Origin of the sequence: Jeongeupia wiesaeckerbachi, assembly GCF_050916355.1 — a bacterium.
Taxonomy (GTDB): Bacteria; Pseudomonadota; Gammaproteobacteria; order Burkholderiales; family Chitinibacteraceae; genus Jeongeupia; species Jeongeupia wiesaeckerbachi.
In genome coordinates this window covers 1,185,183-1,205,368 of record NZ_CP136946.1, presented here as the reverse complement: position 1 = coordinate 1,205,368, position 20,186 = coordinate 1,185,183, and the positions used below count along the sequence as shown (strand labels likewise).

Here is a 20,186-nt window from a genome sequence, read left to right as displayed (position 1 = left end):
CGGAACCGTAGCGAATGACCTACCAGCACCGCCTTGCCACCCGCGCCGATCTCGACCGGATCGTCGCGATCTACAACAGCACCGTGCCGTCGCGCCTCGTCACCGCCGATACCGAGCCGGTCAGCGTCGCCAGCCGCGAAGCATGGTTTGCCGAACACACGGCGGATTTCCGGCCGCTGTGGGTCGTCGAGGTCGATGGCGTGATCGCCGGCTGGCTCAGCTACTCGTCGTTCTACGGCCGCCCGGCGTACGACAAGACCTGCGAGCTGAGCATCTATATCGCCGACGCCTTCCGCGGCCGCGGACTCGGTCGCTACCTGCTCGCCGCGGCGATCGCGCATGCGCCGGCGATCGGCGTGCAGACGCTGCTCGGCTTCATCTTCGGCCACAACGCCCCCAGCCTGGCGCTATTCGAGCGCTTCGGCTTTTCGACCTGGGGCCATCTGCCCAAGGTCGCCGAGCTCGATGGCGTCGAGCGCGACCTCGTCATCGTCGGCCGCCGTCTTTAGCCGCACAAAACCCCGCTGGCGGTCGCAAACCGCACCGCCTGCGGGATGGTGTTCCTGCGAGAGGTGGCGGACGGATTAGCGCTTCAGTCTGGCCGGCACGAAACCGGTGACCAGCGCGGTGCCAGCGAGCACCAGCAGCGCGCCACCGAACGCGCTCAATCCCAGCCGCTCGCCAAGGAACAGCGCCCCCCACAACACGCCGAATACCGGAATCAAGAAGGTCACCGTCAGCGCCTGCGCCGCGCCGATCGCCGCGATCAGGCGGAAATACAGCAGATAGGCCGCGCCGGTGCAGGCCACGCCAAGTGCCAGCACCGCCAGCCAGACCGACGGCAGCGGCACGGCCGGTGCCGAGACGGCGAACACCGGCAGCGCCAGCCACACCACCGCGCCCCACATGCTGCCGTGCGCGGCCTCGAAGGCGGGCAGCGATTGCGCGTAACGCTTGCTGTAATGGCTGGCGATCGCATAGCTCAGCGTCGCCATCAGGCAGGCCGCGACCGCAGGCAGGGCGGCGACGTCGAAACGGCCGCCGCCGACCAGCACCGCGACGCCGACGACGCCAAGCGCCAGACCGGCAACCACCCGTAGCCCGGGCCGCTGACCCAGCCACGCCCAGCCGACCAGCACACCCCAGATCGGCGCCGTTGCGTTGAGGATGGCCATCATCGACGCCGGCAGGCTCAGCGCGGCAAAGCCGTAGCACAGGAAAGGCAGGCCGGTGTTGAACAGGCCGAGCACCAGATAGTGCCGCGCATTGGGCCGCTGCAAGGCTCGCCGGGTCGCCAGCGCCACCGCGAGCAGGAACAGCGCCGCGACCAGGACGCGCAACCCGATCAGCCACACCGGCCCGAGTACCGGCGCCGCCACGCGCATGAACAGAAACGACGCGCCCCAGAGCGCGGCCAGCAGCAACATCAGCACGACAGGGGGCATGGCGGACTCCTGTGTCGCCGCGCCCCGGCGATCGAGCGCGGTCACGACGAGATTGGATGGATGCCGCACAGCATCGGCGATCCGCCGCCATCTCGCCAGCCGTTTCTTGCCGCCCTGCCACGTCGACGCCGGGCACCTTTTCGCGGCCGCTTCCGCTGTGGAACCGGATGGCGGGCAAGCCGTGCCACCGGGATTCGTCGGCCACCGACCCCGGCGCGGCGCGGGGACCGCAAGCGGCTCGCGACACGGCCATCCGCCGGCAGAGCAACGAACCCTGAGGGCCGCGCCAAAAAAGCGCATAAACAGCTTGGGAGATCAGGCAGATTGCCGTGCCATGTACCACGGCAACACGCTAGACTCCGCGCTCCCGCGCCGCCACCGGAACCCGCTCATGCCTTTCGCCCAGCTCGGCCTCGCGCCGGCCCTTGTCCACGCCGTTCGCGAGCAAGGTTTTCTCAGCCCGACGCCGATCCAGCGCGCGGCGATTCCGCTCATCCTGCAAGGTCGCGATGTCCGGGCGCAGGCGCAGACCGGCTCGGGCAAGACCGCAGCCTTTGCGCTGCCCTTGCTGCAGCAATGGCTGGCCCGGCCGATGGTGAAGCCGCGCCGGCTGGGCGCGCTGGTGCTGGTGCCGACGCGCGAACTCGCCGCCCAGGTCGGCGAGACGCTGCGCCAGCTCGGCGAATTGCTGGCCGAAGCCCCCAAGGTCGTCATCGCCTTCGGCGGCGTCTCGATCAATCCGCAGATGCTACGGCTGCGCGGCGGCGCCGACATCGTCGTCGCGACACCGGGGCGGCTGCTCGATCTGGTCGACCACAATGCGCTGCAGCTCGGCGACGTCGCGACGCTGGTGCTCGACGAAGCCGACCGGCTGCTCGATCTCGGCTTTGCCGACGAACTCAAGCGCATCCTCGCACTGCTGCCGGCGCGGCGGCAGAACCTGTGCTTCTCGGCAACCTTCCCGCCGGCGGTGCAGACGCTGACCGACGCCCTGCTGCGCGATCCGGCGCGGGTCGAGATCGAAGCCGAGGCCGCCCGTGCCGCGCAGATCGCCCAGCGGGCGATCGCGGTCGACACCACCCGGCGCACCGCGCTGCTCAAGGCGCTGCTTGCCGAACATCGGTGGTCGCAGGTACTGGTGTTCGTCGCCAGCAAGAGCGCTGCCGACAATCTGGCCGACAAGCTCTACCGCGCCGGCATCGACGCCGCGCCGTTTCATGGCGAACTCAGCCAGGGCCGGCGCGAACAGGTACTCGCCGACTTCAAGGCGTCGCGCTGGCAGGTCGTCGTCGCGACCGACGTCGCCGCGCGCGGCATCGACATCGACCGGCTGCCGGCGGTGGTCAACTACGATCTGCCGCGCTCGCCGACCGACTACGTCCACCGGATCGGCCGCACCGGCCGCGCCGGCGAGTCGGGCGTGGCGATCAGCTTCGTCAGCCCGGCGACCGAAGCGCACTTCCGGCTGATCGAGCAACGCCAGCAGCAACGCGTGCCGCGCGAATGCATTCCCGGGTTCGAGCCGACCGAAATCGCACCGCCCGCCAGCGTGACCGATCCGGACGGCACCGGCGGCATCAAGGGCAAACGCAAGAGCAAGAAGGACAAGCTGCGCGAGGCCGCTGGCAAGACCGGCGACTGACACCAGCCAAGCCCGCACACGGCGGCCGGCATGAAAAAAGCGCCTTCACGGCGCTTTTTTCAACTGACGCAGTGGTGCTCAGATCGCTTTCGACGTCGTCGCCCGATAGGCGACGCACGATTGGCCGCTCCACAGATGATAGGTCGTGCCCGGCGGGATATAGGCACTCTCGCCTTGGCCGAGCTGGCACGGCTCATCGTTGGCGAACAGCGTGATCTGGCCTTCGATCACCAGCAGGATTTCCGGCCCGCGGCTGACGCAACTGATCGTCTGGCATGCACCGGGTTCGATCTGTTCAAGCTGGAAGTAATCGTTGGCTTCGTGCTCGAAGCCAAGCACGCCCGGCGCGCGCGCCACCGGCTGCAGCACATTGGGTTCGATCGGCGCATCGTCGAGAATCCGACTCATTTCGTCGACGTCGATATGCTTGCGCGTCAGGCCGGCGCGCAGCACGTTGTCCGAATTGGCCATGATCTCGATATTGCGGCCGGCGAGGTAGGCGTGCGGCAGGCCGGCGCGCTGGTAAATCGCCTCGCCGGGCGCCATCGACACGATATTGAGCAGATACAAGCCCATCAGGCCCGGATCGTCGGCATGGGCGCCGCCAAGGCGCGCCAGCCAATAATCGGGATTGCTCATATCGGCGCAGGGCTGCGCGGCCAGACGCTCGAGCAGCGGCGCGAACAAGGCGGCGGCGCGCGCACGCGGCCACTGCAGCACATCGTGGAAGAAGGCGCCGGGACTGGTCTGGCGCAGCGCGTCAGCCAGCGGCGCCAGCTCGGGCCGGGCCTCAAGGTCGGCGATGATCACCGCCGGCTGGCGGAAACCGTGCAGCAACCAGAAGCGCGACAGCGCGACCATCATTTCCGGTTTCGGGAACGGATCTCGGTAGTTGCGGTGCGGTGCATCGAGCGCGACGCCCGCCTGGTTCTCGCGCTCGAAGCCTTCACAGGCCTGCGTCGCGTCCGGGTGCACCTGGATCGACAGCGGCTGGTCGACATCGAGCACCTTGAGCAGAAAAGGCAGCCGCTCGCCATGGCGATCAAGCACAGCCGCGCCGAGCAAGGGCCTCGGCCGACGTTTGATCGCGTAATGCAGCGGCTGCGGCCCTTGCGCCGTCATGATGATCGACGGCGCCGCCTCGTGGGCGCCCAGCCACCACTCGGCGACCGTTTCACTCTTGGTTTCCGGGTACATCAGCCCGGCAATGAAATGACGCCCGCCCCATTGGTAATCCTGCGGCAGGCCGAAAATGCGATAAACCGAATTCATGTAAAGCTCTGTGGTGTGCAATAAAGTGCCCGGCTACAGAGCCGGGCCAAGGTCAACGTCCGCTGGCCTGACGAATCGCGGCGATCATCCGCTCGACGCCGTCGGCCAGCTTGGCGCGCGGGCAACCGGCGTTCAGGCGCAGGAAGCCTCTGCCGGGCGCGCCATAGGTTTCGCCGGGCATAATCGCGACCTTGTACCGGTCGATCAGGATGCGCTGCAGCGCGGCGTCGTCGATGTCGAGCGGGTTCAGGTCGATCCACGCCAGATACGTCGCCTGCGGCGTGCGCCATTGCAGTTCGGGCAGCTCGGCGGCGAGGCGGTCCTGCACGAAGCGCAGGTTGCCGGTCAGATAGTCGCGCAGCGCATCGAGCCACGGCGCGCCGTCGCGGTAGGCGGCGACGTGGGCACTCAGGCCGAGCACCGACGGCGACGACAAGCCGTCACGATGCTTGAGCAGTGTCAGATAAGTGTCGCGCGCGCCACGATCACTGATCAGGCCGTAAGCGGCGCCGAGCGCCGGCAGGTTGAACGACTTCGACGCCGACGTGAACAGCGCCCACGGCGAGCGGCCGAACGCGCTCCACGGCCGGTGCTGCTGACCGCCCCAGGCGAGGTCCATATGGATCTCGTCGCTGATCACCTTGACATCGTACTGCTCGCACAGTCGCGCCATCGTCGCCAGCTCGTCGTCGCGCCAGACCTTGCCGGTCGGGTTGTGCGGACTGCACAGCAGTAGCACCTTGGCCTCGCGCCGCGCCAGCAGGGTTTCGAGCTGGTCCATGTCGGCATGCCATTCACCGTCGCGATATTGCAGCGGACTGGTCAGCGCGGTGCGCTGGTTACCGACGATGACCTTGTAAAAGGCGTCATACGCCGGCGCATGCATCACCACCGCATCGCCGGGCATCGACCACAGCCGAATCAGCTGGGCGACCGCGTAAATCACCGACGGCGCGTAAACCAGCTGGTCCAGATCGATCCCGGTGTCGAAGCGGCAGCGATACCAGTGCGCGATCGCTGCCGGGAAGGCGTCGTTCTGCCAGCGGCTGTAGCCGAACACGCCATGCGCGACGCGCTGCTGCAAGGCATCGAGCACGCACGGCGCGGTGGCGAAATCCATGTCCGAAATCGTGAACGGCAGCAGGTCCTTGTGGCCGAAGCGGTCTTCGACGTAATCCCACTGCGTGCACCAGGTACCACGGCGGTCGATGGCTTGCGAAAAATCGAACATCACCGGCCTCACGCCTTCGTCATCATCAGATCCAGATCATCTTTCACCGACTGCACCTGCGTGCCGATGATGACCTGCACCGTGTGCGCATCCAGACGGATGACGCCAAGCGCGCGGTGTGCCTTGAGCACCGCGTCATCGATCAGCGCGGTGTCCTTGACCGACAGTCGCAGCCGGGTCAGGCAGTTGTCGAGCGCGAGGATATTGCCCTTGCCGCCCAGCGCCGCCAGCATCGCCGTCGCGTTGTAACCCGATTGCGCCGTCGTTGCGGTCGAGGCCGCCGCGACCAGCTCAGCGCTCGCCTCGTTTTCCGGCTCTCGCCCCGGCGTCTGGATATTGAAGCGCGTGATCAGCACGCGGAAGATCGCATAGTAGGCGCCAAACCACACCGCACAAACCAGCGGCACCAGATACCAGCGCGTGGCCGTGCCGTGCAGGATGCCGAAGACGACGAAGTCGATCACATTGCCGTCGGTATTGCCGATCGTGACGCCCAACAGCGACATGACCATGAAGCCCAGCCCGGTCAGCACCGCGTGCAGCACGTAGAGGAAGGGCGCGACAAAGAGGAAGAGGAATTCCAGCGGCTCGGTCGTGCCGCTGACAATGCAGGCGACGACGCCGGAAATCAGCAGGCCCTTGATCCTGGCGCGGTTTTCCGGCCGCGCGCAGTGGTACATCGCCAGCGCCGCGCCGGGCAGGCCGCCGAGGAAGGCCGGCATCTTGCCTTGCGACAGGAACTGCGTTGCGCTTTCCGAGAAGCCCGAGGTGCTCACGCACGACAGCTGGGCCTGGAAAATCGTCAGCGCGCCGCTGACCGGCTGGCCGCAGACGATTTCGGTGCCGCCGGCTTCGGTGAAGCGGATCAGCGCAACAAGGATGTGATGCAGACCGAACGGCAGCAGCAAGCGCTCGCCGGTGCCGAACAGCATCGGCCCCCACATGCCGGCATCCTGGATCGCATTGCCCAGGCCATTGATGCCCGAGGCGAACCACGGCCACACCAACGGCACCAAGAGGCCAAGCGCGCCGGTGGCCAGCGTGGTAACAATGGGCACGAAACGCACGCCGCCGAAGAACGAAAACGCGTCGGGCAGCTTGGTGCCCTGAAACTTCTCATGCAGCCAATAGACGACGGTGCCGACCAGCACCGAACCGAGCACGCCGGTGTCGACGGCCTGGATGCCCAGCACGCTGCGGATATCGTGGGCCTTCAGCACCGCAGGATCAGTCGACGGCAGGATGCCGGCGGCGGTGAAGTAGAAGTTGATCGCCAGGTTGAACACGCAATAGCCGACAAAACCGGCGAAGGCGGCCACACCCTTGTTATTGCTCGCCAGCCCCAGCGGAATCGCCAGACAGAACATCACCGGCAGGAAGCTGAAACCGAAGGAGCCGATCTTGCTCATCCAGGTAAACAGCAGCTGCAGCGGCGTGACGTCCAGAAACGGCAGTAGCCGCAGCACATCGTGGCTGCTCAGCGAGCTGCCGATGCCCATCATGATGCCGCAGAACGACAGCAAGGCGACCGGCAACATGAAGGTCTTGCCCAGGCTTTGAAAAAACGTCCACGGTATAAGCTTGCTCAGCCGGGAAAACATGACTCTCTCCTCAGTCCGTAAAAACGCGGGGTTCGATTGACCCCGTTGGAAGTGCAGCGCGTGTGCGCAATGAAATCGGACCGCTCAATCCTTCAGATAGCGATACACGGTCGGTTCGGACACCCCGAGAATGCCGGCGGTGCGGGCGACGAAGCCCTTCACCATAAAGAGGCCGCTCTGATCGAGCTGCTGCACCACCGCCTTCTTTTCGTCCTGACTCATCGTCGCCGGGTCGACCGGGTACGGCGCCAGTACATCGGCGAGAATCTGCTCACCGACCTGTTCGATTGACGACATCGACAGCGCTTCGAACGCGCCCTGCTCGCGTACCGGCATCAAGGCCCGCAGCGCCGCCATCGCCACATCGAAGCGGCTGTCGTCCGAATTGATGCACAGCATCGCCGCCGGCTGGCCTTGGGCATCGCGCAGCACCATCGACGACGAGCGCAAGGTGCGACCGTCGATGGTCTTGCCGGCGTAATTGACGCGGAACGGCGCCTCCTGCCGCCCCAGACACTCGCGCATCAGCCGCAGACCCAGGTCGGTCGCCGCAGCGCCAACGCTGCGCCGGGTGATATGGCCATTGAAGATCGCGATGACCGAGCACGACAGATCGGTCAGATCGTGGACGACGACCTCGGTGTGATCGCCGAGAACCGCGGCAAGAAACTCGGCCAGCTGAACGATGTTATGGGTGACGTACATGCGCGGCTCAGTGCAAGTAAAAAAATATTATCTTGATAATAATTAATTTACATGCAAAAAACAACAAAACAGCAAATACTTATTTAGTGCGCATATTTCCCGCGAAAGCACGGCAAAAAACGGGGACTGAAGGGTTGCGGAGTGCAAGAAGGGGGCGGATTACGTGATGGTCACGCCCCAATCGACGTCGGCAGTGAGCGCACCGGTCGATCAGCCAGCGGCGACGGACGGTCGGCAGGGGTGAATATCGGCTTGCGATTCAGCAGCGACGATGCTGCAATCGCCGCATGCCCGAGTGGGCCACTGAAGAGGATGCCGAAATGAAAAAACTGATCGCGATCGCCCTGACCCTGCTGGCCAGCCAGGCCTTTGCCGGCGTGGTCAATCCGGACTGCACCGCCGAGAAAGCCGCCAAAAGCGCGGCCGCCAAGGCGACCGTCGGCGTCGGCGGGCGCTGCGACGTCAAGGAAACCGCTGGCGATTCGGCCAAGAAAGCGGCCGGTGTCGAGGGCAAGGGCCCGGTCGAGAAGAAGCTCGACGACGGCAAGCCCGCGACCAAGGCGGTCAAGGCCGTCACCAAGTAAGTCCGCCGACCGGGATCGTCAGCGCGGCGGCGATCTCAGTCCGGCTCGTTCGGACACAGGCCATAGGGCACCCTGAGCTGGGTGCCTTCCTTCTCGGTGTAGGTCGAATAACCGCAGGTGCCGACCTGCCGGGTCGCCACTTTCGGCGTCCATTTGGTTGCATAGTGCTGCACCGTGGTGCTGGCGTGGCCGATCGTGTCCTTGGCGCCGTTCCAGCCGGTATCGGTAAATCCATACGCCTCGGTCTGGAACCAGGTACCACCGTTGCGGGTGCCGAACAGCAGGTTGCCCCAGCGGTTCGGAAACAGGATTTCATACTGGTGATCATCGCTCTGGTGCGACGACACGCCCTGGCGCGACCCGCCCTTGACGTCGCCGTTCTCCACCAGCGCCTTCCAGAAGGTGTAGAACATCTTCCGGTCGGCAACCTCGACGTGGCCGCCCTTGAACACCAGCGCGCCGCCCTGCGTCTCGTTTAGCGTAGCCAGCGCGCCGAGGCGGTACAGCTTGCGGATATCGTTGATGATGCAGCAGTACTTGCCGGTGAAATGGTTCTGGTCGGTCAGCAAGAGCTGATAAATCGAGCCGGCGGTGTGGGAACTGATCCAGACACTGCCACCTTTTGCTTCTTCGGAATCCGCGGGGGACAAGGGCATCGCATACCTCAACAGTCAATTTGCATACATTGTAATGTTGATACGCACGCGGGCCGCGCACAGCGCGCGCCATTGCGGCATTCGCGAAACACCTCGCCCCCTAGCCCGGCGGATCCACGCCTTCCCGATTTCGCACGCTGCGGCTCCCGACCGTCGCGCAGGCGCCTTGCCCTAGCCGTCGGCAGCACGCTGCCCTGGTTTCAGGTCAGTCTGAATCTGCGCCGGCGCTGCAGCCGATGTCCGGCCCGACGTCGCCCGCCCCCTTGCCGGCCAGCCCCGGCAGCACGCATGGCTTGTTCATCAATCGGTGCCGGTCGATCGGTGTGTTCGAGCGCCAGCCTGGCTTGCTGCAGAGCGGCGGCGAGGGGCCGGTCGGCAGCCATTGCTGAGAAGTACGGGATGACGGCCGGAAAAACCCGGATAATCATGGCCAAATCATTTAGCGCACTATTCTGGAATTCTGCCATGGAAATTAAGGTCAACTTTCTCGACAAGCTTCGTCTTGAAGCCAAGTTCGATGACTTCACGGTGATCGCCGACCAGCCTATCCGCTATAAGGGCGATGGCTCGGCGCCGGGTCCGTTCGATTACTTTCTGGCCTCGTCGGCTTTGTGTGCGGCCTACTTCGTGAAGTTGTATTGCAATACCCGCAATATTCCGACCGAGAATATCCGCCTGTCGCAAAACAATATCGTCGACCCGGAAAACCGCTACCAGCAGATTTTCAAGATTCAGGTCGAATTGCCGGAAGACATCTCCGCCAAGGATCGCCAGGGTATTTTGCGTTCCATCGAACGCTGTACGGTGAAAAAGGTCGTGCAGGCCGGGCCCGAATTCGTGATTGAAGAGGTCGCCAATCTGGACGCGGATGCTCAGGCCTTGCTGACGCTGAATCCGGATGCTGAAGCGAGCACCTATATTGCCGGCAAGGATCTGCCGCTGGAACAGACCATCGCCAATATGTCGGGCGTGCTGGCGAATCTGGGCATCAAGATCGAAATCGCTTCGTGGCGCAATATCGTGCCCAATGTCTGGTCGCTGCATATCCGCGATGCGCACTCGCCGATGTGTTTTACCAATGGCAAGGGCTCGACCAAGGAAAGCGCCTTGGCCTCGGCCTTGGGCGAGTATATCGAACGGCTCAGTAACAACCATTTCTACGCCGGCAGCTTCTGGGGCGAAGACATTGCCAACGCCGCGTTCGTCCATTACCCGAACGAGCGCTGGTTCCAGCCCGGCCCGGACGATGCGCTGCCGGCTGACATTCTCGACGACTACTGTCTGCCCATCTACAACCCCGATGGCGAATTGCTCGGCTCGCACCTGTACGACACCAACTCCGGCAATACGGAACGCGGCATCTGTTCGCTGCCGTATGTGCGCCAGTCGGACGGCGAAGTGGTGTATTTCCCGTCCAATCTGGTCGAAAACCTGTATGTCAGCAATGGCATGAGCGCCGGCAATACGCTGGCCGAAGCGCAGGTGCAATGCCTGTCGGAAATCTTCGAGCGGGCGGTCAAACGCGAAATCCTTGAAGGTGAAATCTCCCTGCCGGATGTGCCGCACGAGGTGCTGGCGAAATACCCCGGCATTCTGGCCGGGATTCAGGGCCTGGAAGAGCAAGGCTTTCCGGTGCTGGTGAAGGATGCATCGCTGGGCGGGGTCTACCCGGTCATGTGCGTGACGCTGATGAACCCGCGTACCGGCGGCGTATTTGCTTCGTTCGGCGCACACCCGAGCTTCGAGGTGGCGCTGGAACGCAGCCTGACCGAATTGCTGCAGGGTCGCAGTTTTGAAGGCCTGAACGATCTGCCGCGGCCGACGTTCGAAAGCCACGCCGTGACCGAACCGAACAACTTCGTCGAACACTTCATTGATTCCAGCGGCATCGTGTCGTGGCGCTTTTTCAGCGCCAAGGCGAATTACGATTTCGTCGAATGGGACTTCTCTGGCCACGGCGAAAATTCCAACGCCGACGAGGCCGCAACCTTGTTCGGCATTCTCGCAGACATGGGCAAAGAGGCGTACATGGCGGTGTACGATCAATTGGGCGCCACAGCCTGCCGCATTCTGGTGCCGGGTTATTCGGAAATCTATCCAATCGACGATCTGGTCTGGGACAACACCAACAAGGCACTGCCGCTGCGCGCCGATATCCTGAACCTGCACAGCCTGGACGATGCCGCGCTGGAAGCATTGCTGGATCGTCTGGAAAACTGCGACACCGATGAATACACCGATATCGCCACGGTGATCGGCATCGAATTCGACGAGAATACCGTCTGGGGCCAGCTCACCCTGCTGGAATTGAAGCTGCTGATCCATCTCGCCCTGCAGCAATTCGAGACCGCACACGATCTGGTCGGCGCCTTCCTGCAGTACAACGACAACACGCTTGAGCGCGGCCTGTTCTATCAGGCGCTGAACGTGGTGCTGGAGGTGCTGCTGGATGACGAACTGGAACTGGCCGATTACGAAGCCAACTTCCGGCGGATGTTCGGCAACCCGCGCATGGACGCGGTGCTGGGCTCGGTGGATGGCAGCGAGCGCTTCTATGGCTTGACGCCAACGAGCATGAAACTGGAGGGGCTGGACCGGCACCAGCGGCTGATCGACAGCTACCGGAAACTGCACCTGGCACGAGCCAGGGCAGCGGCGGCGAGCCGCTAGGCGCATCCAGGCCGTTGCGGGTCATCCGGGCCCGCAACGCCTCCGGTGCGCCACGTCGCAGCGGGTTGACACCCCCATGCGGAAGAGCGACCCTTTCGGCCTTCCATTCAGCCTGTATCGCCTTATGAAGATCACCAAGAACACCGCCGTTACCCTTCGTCACCAAGATCAAAGGCCCGGTCGTACTGCTCGACGGCAACCACCCGCTGTGCGGCAAGGCCATGCGTTTCGGCATCAAGGTGCTGAGCGTGCGCGAAGCCAGCGCCGAGGAAATCGCCCACCAGCATGTGCATGGCGAGCACGGGCATCATCACTGAGTCCGCAGCCACGCCCGCAAAAAAGCCCTCCGATTACGGAGGGCTTTTTTTGGCTGACGTAGTTGGACTTCAAAGCCCGGTGCGACTCAAACATGGGCTACGTCGAGCGGCAGAGCCAAGCACTTCGTCGTGATTGGCAGATTTACCCCGCACCTGAGGGGCCTTGATTCTTGAGCTCGGAAAATTTCTCCGCCATCGTCGGATTGCCACGAGTCAGCTTTTTGATTGTCACATCTTGAGCCTTATCATTTGCAAGACGCAGATTGCGGTCAGCGCCGAGCAAAGCCTCTTTCGTCTTCTGGAGGTGATCAATCGATTTGTCGATTTCTATGATCGCTGTTTCGAAACGCCTGGACGCTAGGTCATAGTTCTTCGCGAACGCGCCTTTGAAAGACTCCAGCTCGTTTTCGAAATTCGTAATGTCAATGTTCTGCGCCTTCACCAGCGCCAGCTCGGACTTGTACTGCAGGGAGTTCATCGCCGCATTCCGAAGCAAGGTGATGATAGGAATGAAGAACTGTGGCCGCACCACGTACATTTTGGGGTAGCGATGAAATACATCGACGATCCCTGTGTTGTAGAGCTCACTATCAGGCTCCAGCAAAGAGACTAGAACGGCGTACTCACACCCCTTCTCGGTACGATCCTTATCCAGCTCTTTCAGGAAGTCTTCGTTACGGCCTTTCGTCGCGGTGCGATCGCTCTCGTTTTTCATCTCGAACATGATCGACACAATCTCTGTGCCAGCCTCGTCACAGTCACGGAAGATGTAATCGCCCTTGCTACCCGTTCGCGCGTCATTATCCTTCTCGAAATAGGCTCGAGGGAAAGCCGTCGCTCGAATGCGGTTAAACTCGGTCTCGCAATGCTGTTCCAGCGTTTCGCCCACCATCTTGGTCGACAAACGAGCCTTCATGTCCCGAAGGCGCTCAATCGCATCGTCGCGATCCTTGATCTGCGTCTCGTACTTGTCCTTGAGCGACTTTTCGGCAAGCTGCTTCTCAAGTTCAGCCCGCCCCAAGTTGCTCTTGAGCTCATCACGTTCCTTCTCGACCGCATTCACTGCCTCGCTAATGGCCAGCTTTTGCGCCATGCCGATCGCTTCGAGCTGGGCCTTTAAGCCCTGGACTTCTGCATCTTTTGTAGCTGCGGCCTTCTGCAATTCACCCAGCAGCTTCGCTTCGGCCAAGCTGGCTGCGGCCTCCTTGTTTTGCTTTGCTTGAGCCAGTTCATTCGCCAATGCATCTCGCTCTTTTTCCACGACACTCAGCGCTTCGGTCACAGCCAACTTCCGCGAGACATCACCGGCCTCGAGTTTGGCTTTCAACTGCTGGATTTCGATCTCTTTAGCTGTGGCTTCTTTCTGTAAATCACTGGTGACCCTGCTTGTCGCCAGTTCGATCGCGCTTTGCTTTTCTTGCTCGGCCAATTCCAGCCGCTCGTGCAGTTGCTGCTCAAACTCGCTGTCGCGCACCTGCTTCAGAATATTTGCATACCCGGCTTCGTCAATCTTGAACGCCTTGCCGCAATGCGGACAATTGATGTCGTGCATGTCTACCCTCCTGTAGGATCCCATTCATTCGTGGATTTGGGTCACGGCAAATCAGTAACTTACCAGACGAAAATCGGACGAACCCGGCGAAGACGTCCCACATTCACAGATAATCCTCGCTCATACATCTTTCAGCTTGCACGCGAGTTTTCTAGCAACGCCACAAAGTCCAGTTACGATACGACGCAGGCATATCTCAACTGAATTTTGAGCATACACCTGCGGCCGACACCGTTATGACATGCCGTAACCGATGGTCGAGGCGCTCTCGCCAACTAAGGATATCTCTTTTTTATCCACACAAACAGCCTATCGACCCAATGATTAAGAAGAATTGGGCTGATAAAAATCAACGCCTGAAAAATACCTACACCTGCAACAGCTATAGCCTCCATGCTTTGATGTTGACGGTAAAAAACCTCAATCCCCATCAATGTGAATCCAGCATAAAATACTAGATAAATAAGTACTAAAGGCATAGCAGATCTTGGTGAAATTGAGAACTTGGCTGAGACGTACATAACCAAGCACCACCCCGCCAATATGGCATATGCTTCAGACCCACTGGTACCAGCCGTAGCAAGCCTTGTCAAAATAATACCTCCGATCCAAGTACTTGCTACTACACAGGCACCCAGCCAAATTTCTTTATTGATCATTTAACAGTTGCCGTAACTTTTCCGTCAGGGTCCTTCAAAATATAATCCAACACACGATCTGCTTTTTTATTTCCAAACCATCCATCACCAATATCAATACTTCCTGCAAATCCCGGATGTCTTTCGCCAATCAAAACGCCCGCGCAGGACGGGCGTGATTGATATTCGCAAGAAGAAAACTTGGGCATCACTACATTCACCCAACTAGTCCACTTATCTTCCATTTAAAGGAGCGCTTGCATTTCCAAAGTCACATGACTGGCTCTCCTTATCCCAACGACCACCACGGTCTAAACACTTATCCGTAGCGACAAAGTTACATGCAGTTATAAGAATAACCACTCCAAGAATTAGCATTCTCAAAACAGCCCCCATCAGTATTTATCGGAAAGACCCCTAGGCCTAAATGGAGCACATATCTCGCTGCAACTAGTTGCTGGTTTGATATTCGCGCCATTTCGACCATGATGGTTAGCAATCTGGTCATCTGCTGAAGCAGAGGCAGGGTCATTCTTTGGCCAGTGCTGATCAAACCATTCCCGAGCATCACTAATACAAATAGCTGCATCTTGACCGCCTTGCCCTCTTTTCGTGGCTTCGCAGTTTGCTTTGCAATGAAAATATTTATCAGCACCTATAGTGTTAGCATCGCGCATGTCGCCATAATTATTCTTGAAATCGGATGCACCGCCCATCCCATCGCCAATGTATCCGAACCCTTGCTTTACTCCATTCAAGACACCACTAGCTGCACCCTTTGGATACAAACCAAGAGCATCGTGAAAATATGATGGACTGCTGTACGCATATGCAAACGTATTGATCCCACCTCTGAGCCCAATCGGATCACTCTCGATATACCGCCCCGTCGCCGGATCGTAATCCCGGAAGTAGTTGTAGTGCCGGCCGGTTTCCTGATCGTAATACTGGCCCGGGAAGCGCAGGTTGTACACCACTTGCTGGCCGTCGCCGTCCGGGTCCTGTTCGGCCAGGCTGTTGCCGAACGGTTCGACCTGTTGCCAGCGCCAGACGACTTTCTGGCTGGTGGGCTCGGAGAGCTGGCGCGGGGTGTTCAGGTGGTCGGCCCAGACGTAGTAGACGGTCGGATGCTGGGCGTCGACGCCGGGGCGGGTCGAGGCGATCGGGGTGTCGCCGAGCCAGACGGTTTCCTGTTGCAGCGTGCCGCTGCCGCTGTATTCGCCGAGCAGCCGGCCTTCGAGGTCGTAGGCGAACTGGGTGAGCTGGGCGCCGGTGGTCTTGCCGACCCGCTGGCCGAGGACGTTGTAGCCGTAGTCGGTGACGATGGTACCGAGCTGGCTCTGGATCAGCCGGCCGGCGTTGTTGTAGCGCAGGGTGAGGCTGGCGTCCTTGGTACGGCTGCCGCTGGCGTCGTACTGATAAGTCTGGTTGCTACTGCCAGTGGTGTTCAGCAGCCGGTTGCTGGCCGGGTCGTGGTTGTACTGGGTATTGGCACTGCCGGTGCTGCCGACGGTGCGGTTGCCGTTCTTGTCGTAGTTGTAGCCGTAGGTGGTGGTGCCGATGCTGGCTTGGATCAGCCGGTCGAGGGAGTCGTAGCCGAAGCTGTGGCTGGCCGCCTGGGTCTGGCTGTCGTCGATGCCGATCGGGTTGCCGGTACTGTCGTAGCGGTACTGCCATTGCCGGTCGGCGAGGCTGAGCGTGCTGGGGCGGCCGGCGAAGTCGCTGCTGGCGTAGCGGGCCTGGCCGTTGGCCCATTGCCAGCCGACGATGCGACCGTCGGCGCTGTATTGCACCTGGCTCAGCAGCGGCTGGCCGTTGAGCTGCACGCTGGTGACGACGCCGTTCTGCCACGTGTAGTCGACGTTGAGGCCGGACGGGTAAACGATGCGGTTGAGCCGGTTGGCGGCGCCCCAGCTGTAGCCGATGATCTGCGCACTGCCGCCGGTGTTGCTGCGCTGGACCTGACTGACCCGACCCTGGGCGTCGTAACCGAAGCCGGTCTGGCCAGCGCCGTCGGTGAAGCTGGCGAGCTGGCCGACGCCGTTGGTGGCGGTGTCATAGGTGAAGGTCTGGACTTCGTCGCCGTAGTCGACGCGGGTCACCCGGCCGAGGGCGTCGTACTGGTACTGGGCGCTCTTGCTGCGGGCATCGGTCTTGGTAAGGGTGCGACCGTTGGCATCCACCGCGTACTGGGTGGTGCCGGTATCCGGGCTGACCTGTTTGATCAGATCGTCGAAGCCGTTGTAGGTGTAGCTGGTGGTAAAGCCTTCCGGGTCCTTCACCGAGACCAGATTGTCACGACCGTCGTAGCTGAACTGGGTGATGCCGCCGTTCGGGTCGGTCATCTGCACCAGGCGGTTCAGAGCGTCGTACTGGTACGCCGTGGTCCGGCCCAGTGCGTCCTTGCGGGTCAGCCGGTTGCCGTTGGCATCATAGGTGTAGGTGGTCTGGAAGCCCTGGCTGTCCATCTCCTGTACCAGCCGGCCCAAGGCGTCGTAGCTGTAGAAGCGGCTGACGGTCGAGACGTGCGCGGGCACGCTTGGCGCTGGCGTCGGGGCCGGTGTGGGTACAGGCGTCGGTGCCGGTGTTGGCGCTGGTGTTGGCGCTGGTGTTGGCGCCGGTGTCGGCGCCGGTGTCGGCGCCGGTGTCGGCGCTGGCGTCGGGGCTGGCGTCGGGGCTGGTGTGGGCGTTGGTGCCGGTGTGGGTGCCGGCGTCGGCGACTCGGCCGCCAAGGCCTGAACGCCGGCCACCGGTTGCCACAGGGTCGGCGTGCTCGGTGGTGTCCAGTTGGCACCCACATAAGCGGTATGGGTGACCAGTGCCTTGTAGGTTTTGCCGCTGTAGCTGACCAGCGTGCCAGCGGTATAGGTCACGCCTTCCTGCCAGGCGGCGACGGCCGCAGCCTGACTGAAGATCGGCGTGGCGACCAGACCGGCCAGCGCAAACGCCCCGGCCATCGTATGCAATGAAGTGGATTTCATCTCGGTTCCCGAATGCTTGTAATGGGTGTGATGGCTCAGGGCTTGGCGACCTGGTTCGGCGCGCTCTGCTGCGCCGTGACCTGCTGCAGACTGGCTGCAAGCGTGCCGGCAGGGTCCTGGCGGTCTTCGCGCAGCCGGTTGCCCATTGCATCCAGGGTGTAATCGATGCGGTTGCCGCGACTGTCGTCGATGCCGATCAGCCGGTGCGCCGGGTCGTAGCGGTAGCTGACCGTGCGGTTGTCGGCAAAGCGCACCTGACTCAACAAGCCGGTCGGCAAATAGCTGAAGCTGGTGGTCTCGCCGGCCGCGGTCCGGCTCAGCAATCGCTGGCGCAGGTCGTAACCGAAGGTAGTGGTCTGGCCGTTGGCTTCGACCATCTCCAGCACGTTGCCCAGTGCGTCATAGCGCGGGAAGCGGGTGATCTGGCCCAGCGGGTTGGTCAGCGTGCTCAGGTTTCCCTGGGCGTCGTAGCTGTAGTTCGTGACCTTGCCGGCCGGATCGGTCGCCGATGCCACCAGGCCGTAGTTGCCGTAGGTCCAGCCCGACACGCGGGTCGCGCCATCGGCAGTCACCGATTTTTTCAGCAGGTTGCCGCTGGTGTCGTACTCGAACGTTGTCACCCGACCCGGTTCGGTGACCTTGGTCGGCAGCCGGAACGTAGCGTGCCATTCGGTACTGATGGTCCGAGCCTGCGGCGTGCCGGCAGCTTCGGTGCGGCCGGTTTCGAGGTTGCGGGTGGTGTCGTAGCTGAAGGTGGCGTTGCGGCCACCAAAGTCGGTGATGCTGCCGAGGTTGCCGTTGGCGTCGAAGCTCTGGGTCCGGGTCAGGTTGTCGGTCTGGCGCAGTTCGCTGCTGGGGCGCTGACGGCCCTGCACGGCTTGCAGGCTGATCTGCGAGACCGCGCCGAGCGGATTGGTGACGTTCGCGGTGTTGACCTGATACACCGAGCCGACCTGGGTCACCTGGTAGCCGACGGCGTACTTGTCGGTGATGCCGGCGTGCTCGCTGCTGATCGCCATGGCCTTGTCGTCGTATGACCACTTGGCATAGGACGTGCCGCTTTCGTCGATCAGTTCGGTCAGCAGCGCCGGCACTTTGGTCGGTCCGATCATCTTGTCGGTGTAGTTGTAGACACGGCTGGTCTGGTCCGGGTAGTTCACCTTGGTCAGCGTGCCGTCGGTCGTGTACTCGTAGCTCACGGTCCGGCCGGCCGAGTCGGACACTGACGACAGCAGCTTCTTGCTGTTGTACGCAAAGCTCAGGCTGCGGTTGAACGAGTCGGTGACCTTGGACACCCGGTCATCACTGTCGTAGCTGTAGTTGAGGGCATAGCCGTTCGGGAAGGTCCGGCTGACGATCTTGCCCTTGGCGCCATAGACCTCGACCACCTTCTGCGGATCGGTATAACGCCAGCCGTCGGTGGTCTTCTCCAGACCATCGGTCACGTCGGCATCGCCAACCCACAGCGTGGTGCTGCCGGCTTTGGGCTTGAAGTGCAGGATGCGGCCATCGCCGCGCACCGCCACCGACAAGGTCTGGTTGGACGTCAGTGTCACGCTGCGGTCGAAATTGTGGGTCCAGCGATTGCCCAAGCCACGCAGCGTCGCCACGATAGTAGTGAACGGCGACACGCTGCTGTAGCGGCGCACCAGCGTCAGTGCCGGCGAGCCCGGAATAGTCAAGTCGATCTCGGACTGGACCTTGCTGCCCTGGCCGATCGAAATCGGATTGCCGCACAGTTCCGGAATGCCCGAGGGCTGGCCCAAACCCGGGGCCGCGGATGGCACAGGGCAGAAGTCGGGCTTGTCCTGCGGAGGCGGTTCGCAGTTGGCGCCATCGGTGCCGTCTAGGCCGCCAGGGCAAGGCGGTTTTGGCACAGCACACGGAATGATGGCTCCTGCGCCATCCGACAGCCGATTCTTGAAAACGTCGTAGTAGGTCCGGTTCAGTGGATAGTTCGCCGTGCTGAACACGATCGAACCGGCCGGTGAACCATCATTCAGCGAACCTTTGAAATTGTTGTGCAACACTACAATATGCGAACCGCACTGGTTCCGCACGACCCGGCTCATATTGAGTGCAGCATTCTGCTGAAGCGCCGCTTCCGGGGTCAGACTGGATACCGAGGTGTTCAACCACGTGACGATCTGCGAGCCTGAACATTGCAAGTTGTTGATGTCGTAATCGAATGTGCCGTCCGCGTAGGATTTGGTCGCGACCATTTCCATGCCGAAGTAACTCACACCACCCAAAGTGGCGCATGAGGATGCAAAGCTGGGAGCCGAGTAGGCGCAGAACAAGCCCACTATCAGCGCTTTGAGCAACGGCCGAGGAGCAAGGACAGAGGAGACTGAACGCATGGAGTTTTTTCCACTCACGAATAAATGCGTACATCCTACTGACAAAAACTGAACAAAAAAGAAAGAAATACGTACACAGCAAGCGAGCCAGATCGCTCAGAATGGTTGAAATCAACCGACTTACGGTTATATCAATGGCATAAACGGCAAAATAGTGAGCTTGTAGTCCGCGAAGCAGACATCGGTGCTTTCATATGCAACGCTAAACTTTCTAAAAAAGAAAGAATTTATGTTGCCTGCAAGAAACATTTTCTGCTGATAGACCCTGCATCAAGCTAACCCTGTGGCACGAAATGTCGTGAGGGAAATGATGTGCTTCAGTATCTCGGGTTGATTGGCGGCACTAGCCATGAGCATTTACTGGGTCGTGTTTTTTCAACCTTCGCAGTTGCGGATTACGATATAGAGCCAAACACTAGGCAACTCGCCAAGCTAAGTGAAGGCTTGCGAACACACCGAGCTTCGATCGATCATGAGAATAACGCCCCAATGGCGGAAAACAGCTCCCAATGCATCATCAGTACACACAGTT

At 61.4% G+C, this 20,186-nt stretch carries 15 protein-coding genes and 1 pseudogene; 5 read left to right on the top strand and 11 right to left on the bottom strand.

Annotated elements, in window-relative coordinates; genetic code table 11:
• Positions 1–14: 14 nt before the first annotated feature.
• Complete coding sequence (locus R0382_RS05940) at positions 15–509, top strand: GNAT family N-acetyltransferase (RefSeq protein WP_432723202.1); 495 nt, start codon at positions 15–17, stop codon at positions 507–509.
• A 75-nt stretch (positions 510–584) separates the two neighbouring features.
• On the opposite strand, the gene R0382_RS05935 is transcribed toward R0382_RS05940, so the two are convergent.
• A complete protein-coding gene (locus R0382_RS05935; protein ID WP_432723200.1) occupies positions 585–1,445 on the bottom strand; it encodes a DMT family transporter in 861 nt (286 codons plus the stop codon).
• Positions 1,446–1,836: 391 nt separating this feature from the next.
• On the opposite strand from R0382_RS05935, the gene R0382_RS05930 reads away from it, so the two are divergent.
• The gene (locus tag R0382_RS05930) at positions 1,837–3,087 is read left to right on the top strand and encodes a DEAD/DEAH box helicase (protein ID WP_432723198.1); all 1,251 of its coding nucleotides are present in this window, start codon (positions 1,837–1,839) and stop codon (positions 3,085–3,087) included.
• A 78-nt stretch (positions 3,088–3,165) separates the two neighbouring features.
• On the opposite strand, the gene manA is transcribed toward R0382_RS05930, so the two are convergent.
• From manA to R0382_RS05910, 4 genes are all read right to left on the bottom strand, one after another.
• Complete coding sequence (gene manA / locus R0382_RS05925) at positions 3,166–4,359, bottom strand: mannose-6-phosphate isomerase, class I (RefSeq protein ID WP_432723197.1); 1,194 nt, start codon at positions 4,357–4,359, stop codon at positions 3,166–3,168.
• Between the two features lie 52 nt (positions 4,360–4,411).
• A complete protein-coding gene (locus tag R0382_RS05920) occupies positions 4,412–5,590 on the bottom strand; it encodes a MalY/PatB family protein (protein ID WP_432723195.1) in 1,179 nt (392 codons plus the stop codon).
• A gap of 8 nt (positions 5,591–5,598) precedes the next feature.
• Positions 5,599–7,191 carry a maltose/glucose-specific PTS transporter subunit IIBC gene (gene malX, locus R0382_RS05915; RefSeq protein WP_432723193.1) on the bottom strand — a complete coding sequence of 531 codons (1,593 nt, stop codon included), beginning with the start codon at positions 7,189–7,191 and terminating at the stop codon, positions 5,599–5,601.
• 84 nt (positions 7,192–7,275) lie between these two features.
• Positions 7,276–7,896, bottom strand: coding sequence for a helix-turn-helix transcriptional regulator (locus tag R0382_RS05910; protein ID WP_432723192.1), 621 nt, complete (start codon positions 7,894–7,896; stop codon positions 7,276–7,278).
• Positions 7,897–8,216: 320 nt separating this feature from the next.
• Here R0382_RS05910 and R0382_RS05905 point away from each other — a divergent pair, with 320 nt between their 5' ends.
• On the top strand, positions 8,217–8,480 hold the full coding sequence (locus R0382_RS05905; protein ID WP_432723190.1) for a hypothetical protein: 264 nt from the start codon (positions 8,217–8,219) through the stop codon (positions 8,478–8,480).
• Between the two features lie 35 nt (positions 8,481–8,515).
• On the opposite strand, the gene R0382_RS05900 is transcribed toward R0382_RS05905, so the two are convergent.
• Positions 8,516–9,136, bottom strand: coding sequence for a hypothetical protein (locus R0382_RS05900; RefSeq protein WP_432723188.1), 621 nt, complete (start codon positions 9,134–9,136; stop codon positions 8,516–8,518).
• 465 nt (positions 9,137–9,601) lie between these two features.
• Between R0382_RS05900 and R0382_RS05895 the strand changes: the two genes are divergently transcribed.
• Together R0382_RS05895 and R0382_RS05890 are read left to right on the top strand one after the other, a co-directional pair.
• On the top strand, positions 9,602–11,806 hold the full coding sequence (locus R0382_RS05895) for an OsmC domain/YcaO domain-containing protein (RefSeq protein ID WP_432723186.1): 2,205 nt from the start codon (positions 9,602–9,604) through the stop codon (positions 11,804–11,806).
• A gap of 188 nt (positions 11,807–11,994) precedes the next feature.
• Positions 11,995–12,123: pseudogene (locus R0382_RS05890) on the top strand (peptidylprolyl isomerase); the annotation flags it as partial.
• 142 nt (positions 12,124–12,265) lie between these two features.
• On the opposite strand, the gene R0382_RS05885 reads toward R0382_RS05890, so the two are convergent.
• From R0382_RS05885 to R0382_RS05865, 5 genes are all read right to left on the bottom strand, one after another.
• Positions 12,266–13,675, bottom strand: a complete 1,410-nt coding sequence (locus R0382_RS05885) for a DUF2130 domain-containing protein (protein ID WP_432723184.1) — start codon at positions 13,673–13,675, stop codon at positions 12,266–12,268.
• 275 nt (positions 13,676–13,950) lie between these two features.
• Positions 13,951–14,334: a hypothetical protein gene (locus R0382_RS05880; RefSeq protein WP_432723182.1), complete on the bottom strand. Its 384-nt coding sequence runs from the start codon at positions 14,332–14,334 to the stop codon at positions 13,951–13,953.
• A complete protein-coding gene (locus tag R0382_RS05875) occupies positions 14,331–14,558 on the bottom strand; it encodes a hypothetical protein (RefSeq protein ID WP_432723180.1) in 228 nt (75 codons plus the stop codon). The genes R0382_RS05880 and R0382_RS05875 overlap by 4 nt, the downstream gene beginning before the upstream one ends.
• A 150-nt stretch (positions 14,559–14,708) precedes the next feature.
• Positions 14,709–17,294, bottom strand: coding sequence for an RHS repeat-associated core domain-containing protein (locus R0382_RS05870; RefSeq protein ID WP_432723178.1), 2,586 nt, complete (start codon positions 17,292–17,294; stop codon positions 14,709–14,711).
• A gap of 35 nt (positions 17,295–17,329) precedes the next feature.
• Positions 17,330–19,060, bottom strand: coding sequence for a DUF6531 domain-containing protein (locus R0382_RS05865; RefSeq protein WP_432723176.1), 1,731 nt, complete (start codon positions 19,058–19,060; stop codon positions 17,330–17,332).
• Positions 19,061–20,186 lie beyond the last annotated feature (1,126 nt).

What these genes read in the sequence shown, in the direction of transcription:
- R0382_RS05940 (WP_432723202.1), top strand. Translation starts at nt 15, where the DNA reads ATGACCTACCAGCACCGCCTTGCCACCCGCGCCGATCTCGACCGGATC.
- R0382_RS05935 (WP_432723200.1), bottom strand. Translation starts at nt 1,445, where the DNA reads ATGCCCCCTGTCGTGCTGATGTTGCTGCTGGCCGCGCTCTGGGGCGCG.
- R0382_RS05930 (WP_432723198.1), top strand. Translation starts at nt 1,837, where the DNA reads ATGCCTTTCGCCCAGCTCGGCCTCGCGCCGGCCCTTGTCCACGCCGTT.
- manA (WP_432723197.1), bottom strand. Translation starts at nt 4,359, where the DNA reads ATGAATTCGGTTTATCGCATTTTCGGCCTGCCGCAGGATTACCAATGG.
- R0382_RS05920 (WP_432723195.1), bottom strand. Translation starts at nt 5,590, where the DNA reads ATGTTCGATTTTTCGCAAGCCATCGACCGCCGTGGTACCTGGTGCACG.
- malX (WP_432723193.1), bottom strand. Translation starts at nt 7,191, where the DNA reads ATGTTTTCCCGGCTGAGCAAGCTTATACCGTGGACGTTTTTTCAAAGC.
- R0382_RS05910 (WP_432723192.1), bottom strand. Translation starts at nt 7,896, where the DNA reads ATGTACGTCACCCATAACATCGTTCAGCTGGCCGAGTTTCTTGCCGCG.
- R0382_RS05905 (WP_432723190.1), top strand. Translation starts at nt 8,217, where the DNA reads ATGAAAAAACTGATCGCGATCGCCCTGACCCTGCTGGCCAGCCAGGCC.
- R0382_RS05900 (WP_432723188.1), bottom strand. Translation starts at nt 9,136, where the DNA reads ATGCCCTTGTCCCCCGCGGATTCCGAAGAAGCAAAAGGTGGCAGTGTC.
- R0382_RS05895 (WP_432723186.1), top strand. Translation starts at nt 9,602, where the DNA reads ATGGAAATTAAGGTCAACTTTCTCGACAAGCTTCGTCTTGAAGCCAAG.
- R0382_RS05885 (WP_432723184.1), bottom strand. Translation starts at nt 13,675, where the DNA reads ATGCACGACATCAATTGTCCGCATTGCGGCAAGGCGTTCAAGATTGAC.
- R0382_RS05880 (WP_432723182.1), bottom strand. Translation starts at nt 14,334, where the DNA reads ATGATCAATAAAGAAATTTGGCTGGGTGCCTGTGTAGTAGCAAGTACT.
- R0382_RS05875 (WP_432723180.1), bottom strand. Translation starts at nt 14,558, where the DNA reads ATGGAAGATAAGTGGACTAGTTGGGTGAATGTAGTGATGCCCAAGTTT.
- R0382_RS05870 (WP_432723178.1), bottom strand. Translation starts at nt 17,294, where the DNA reads ATGAAATCCACTTCATTGCATACGATGGCCGGGGCGTTTGCGCTGGCC.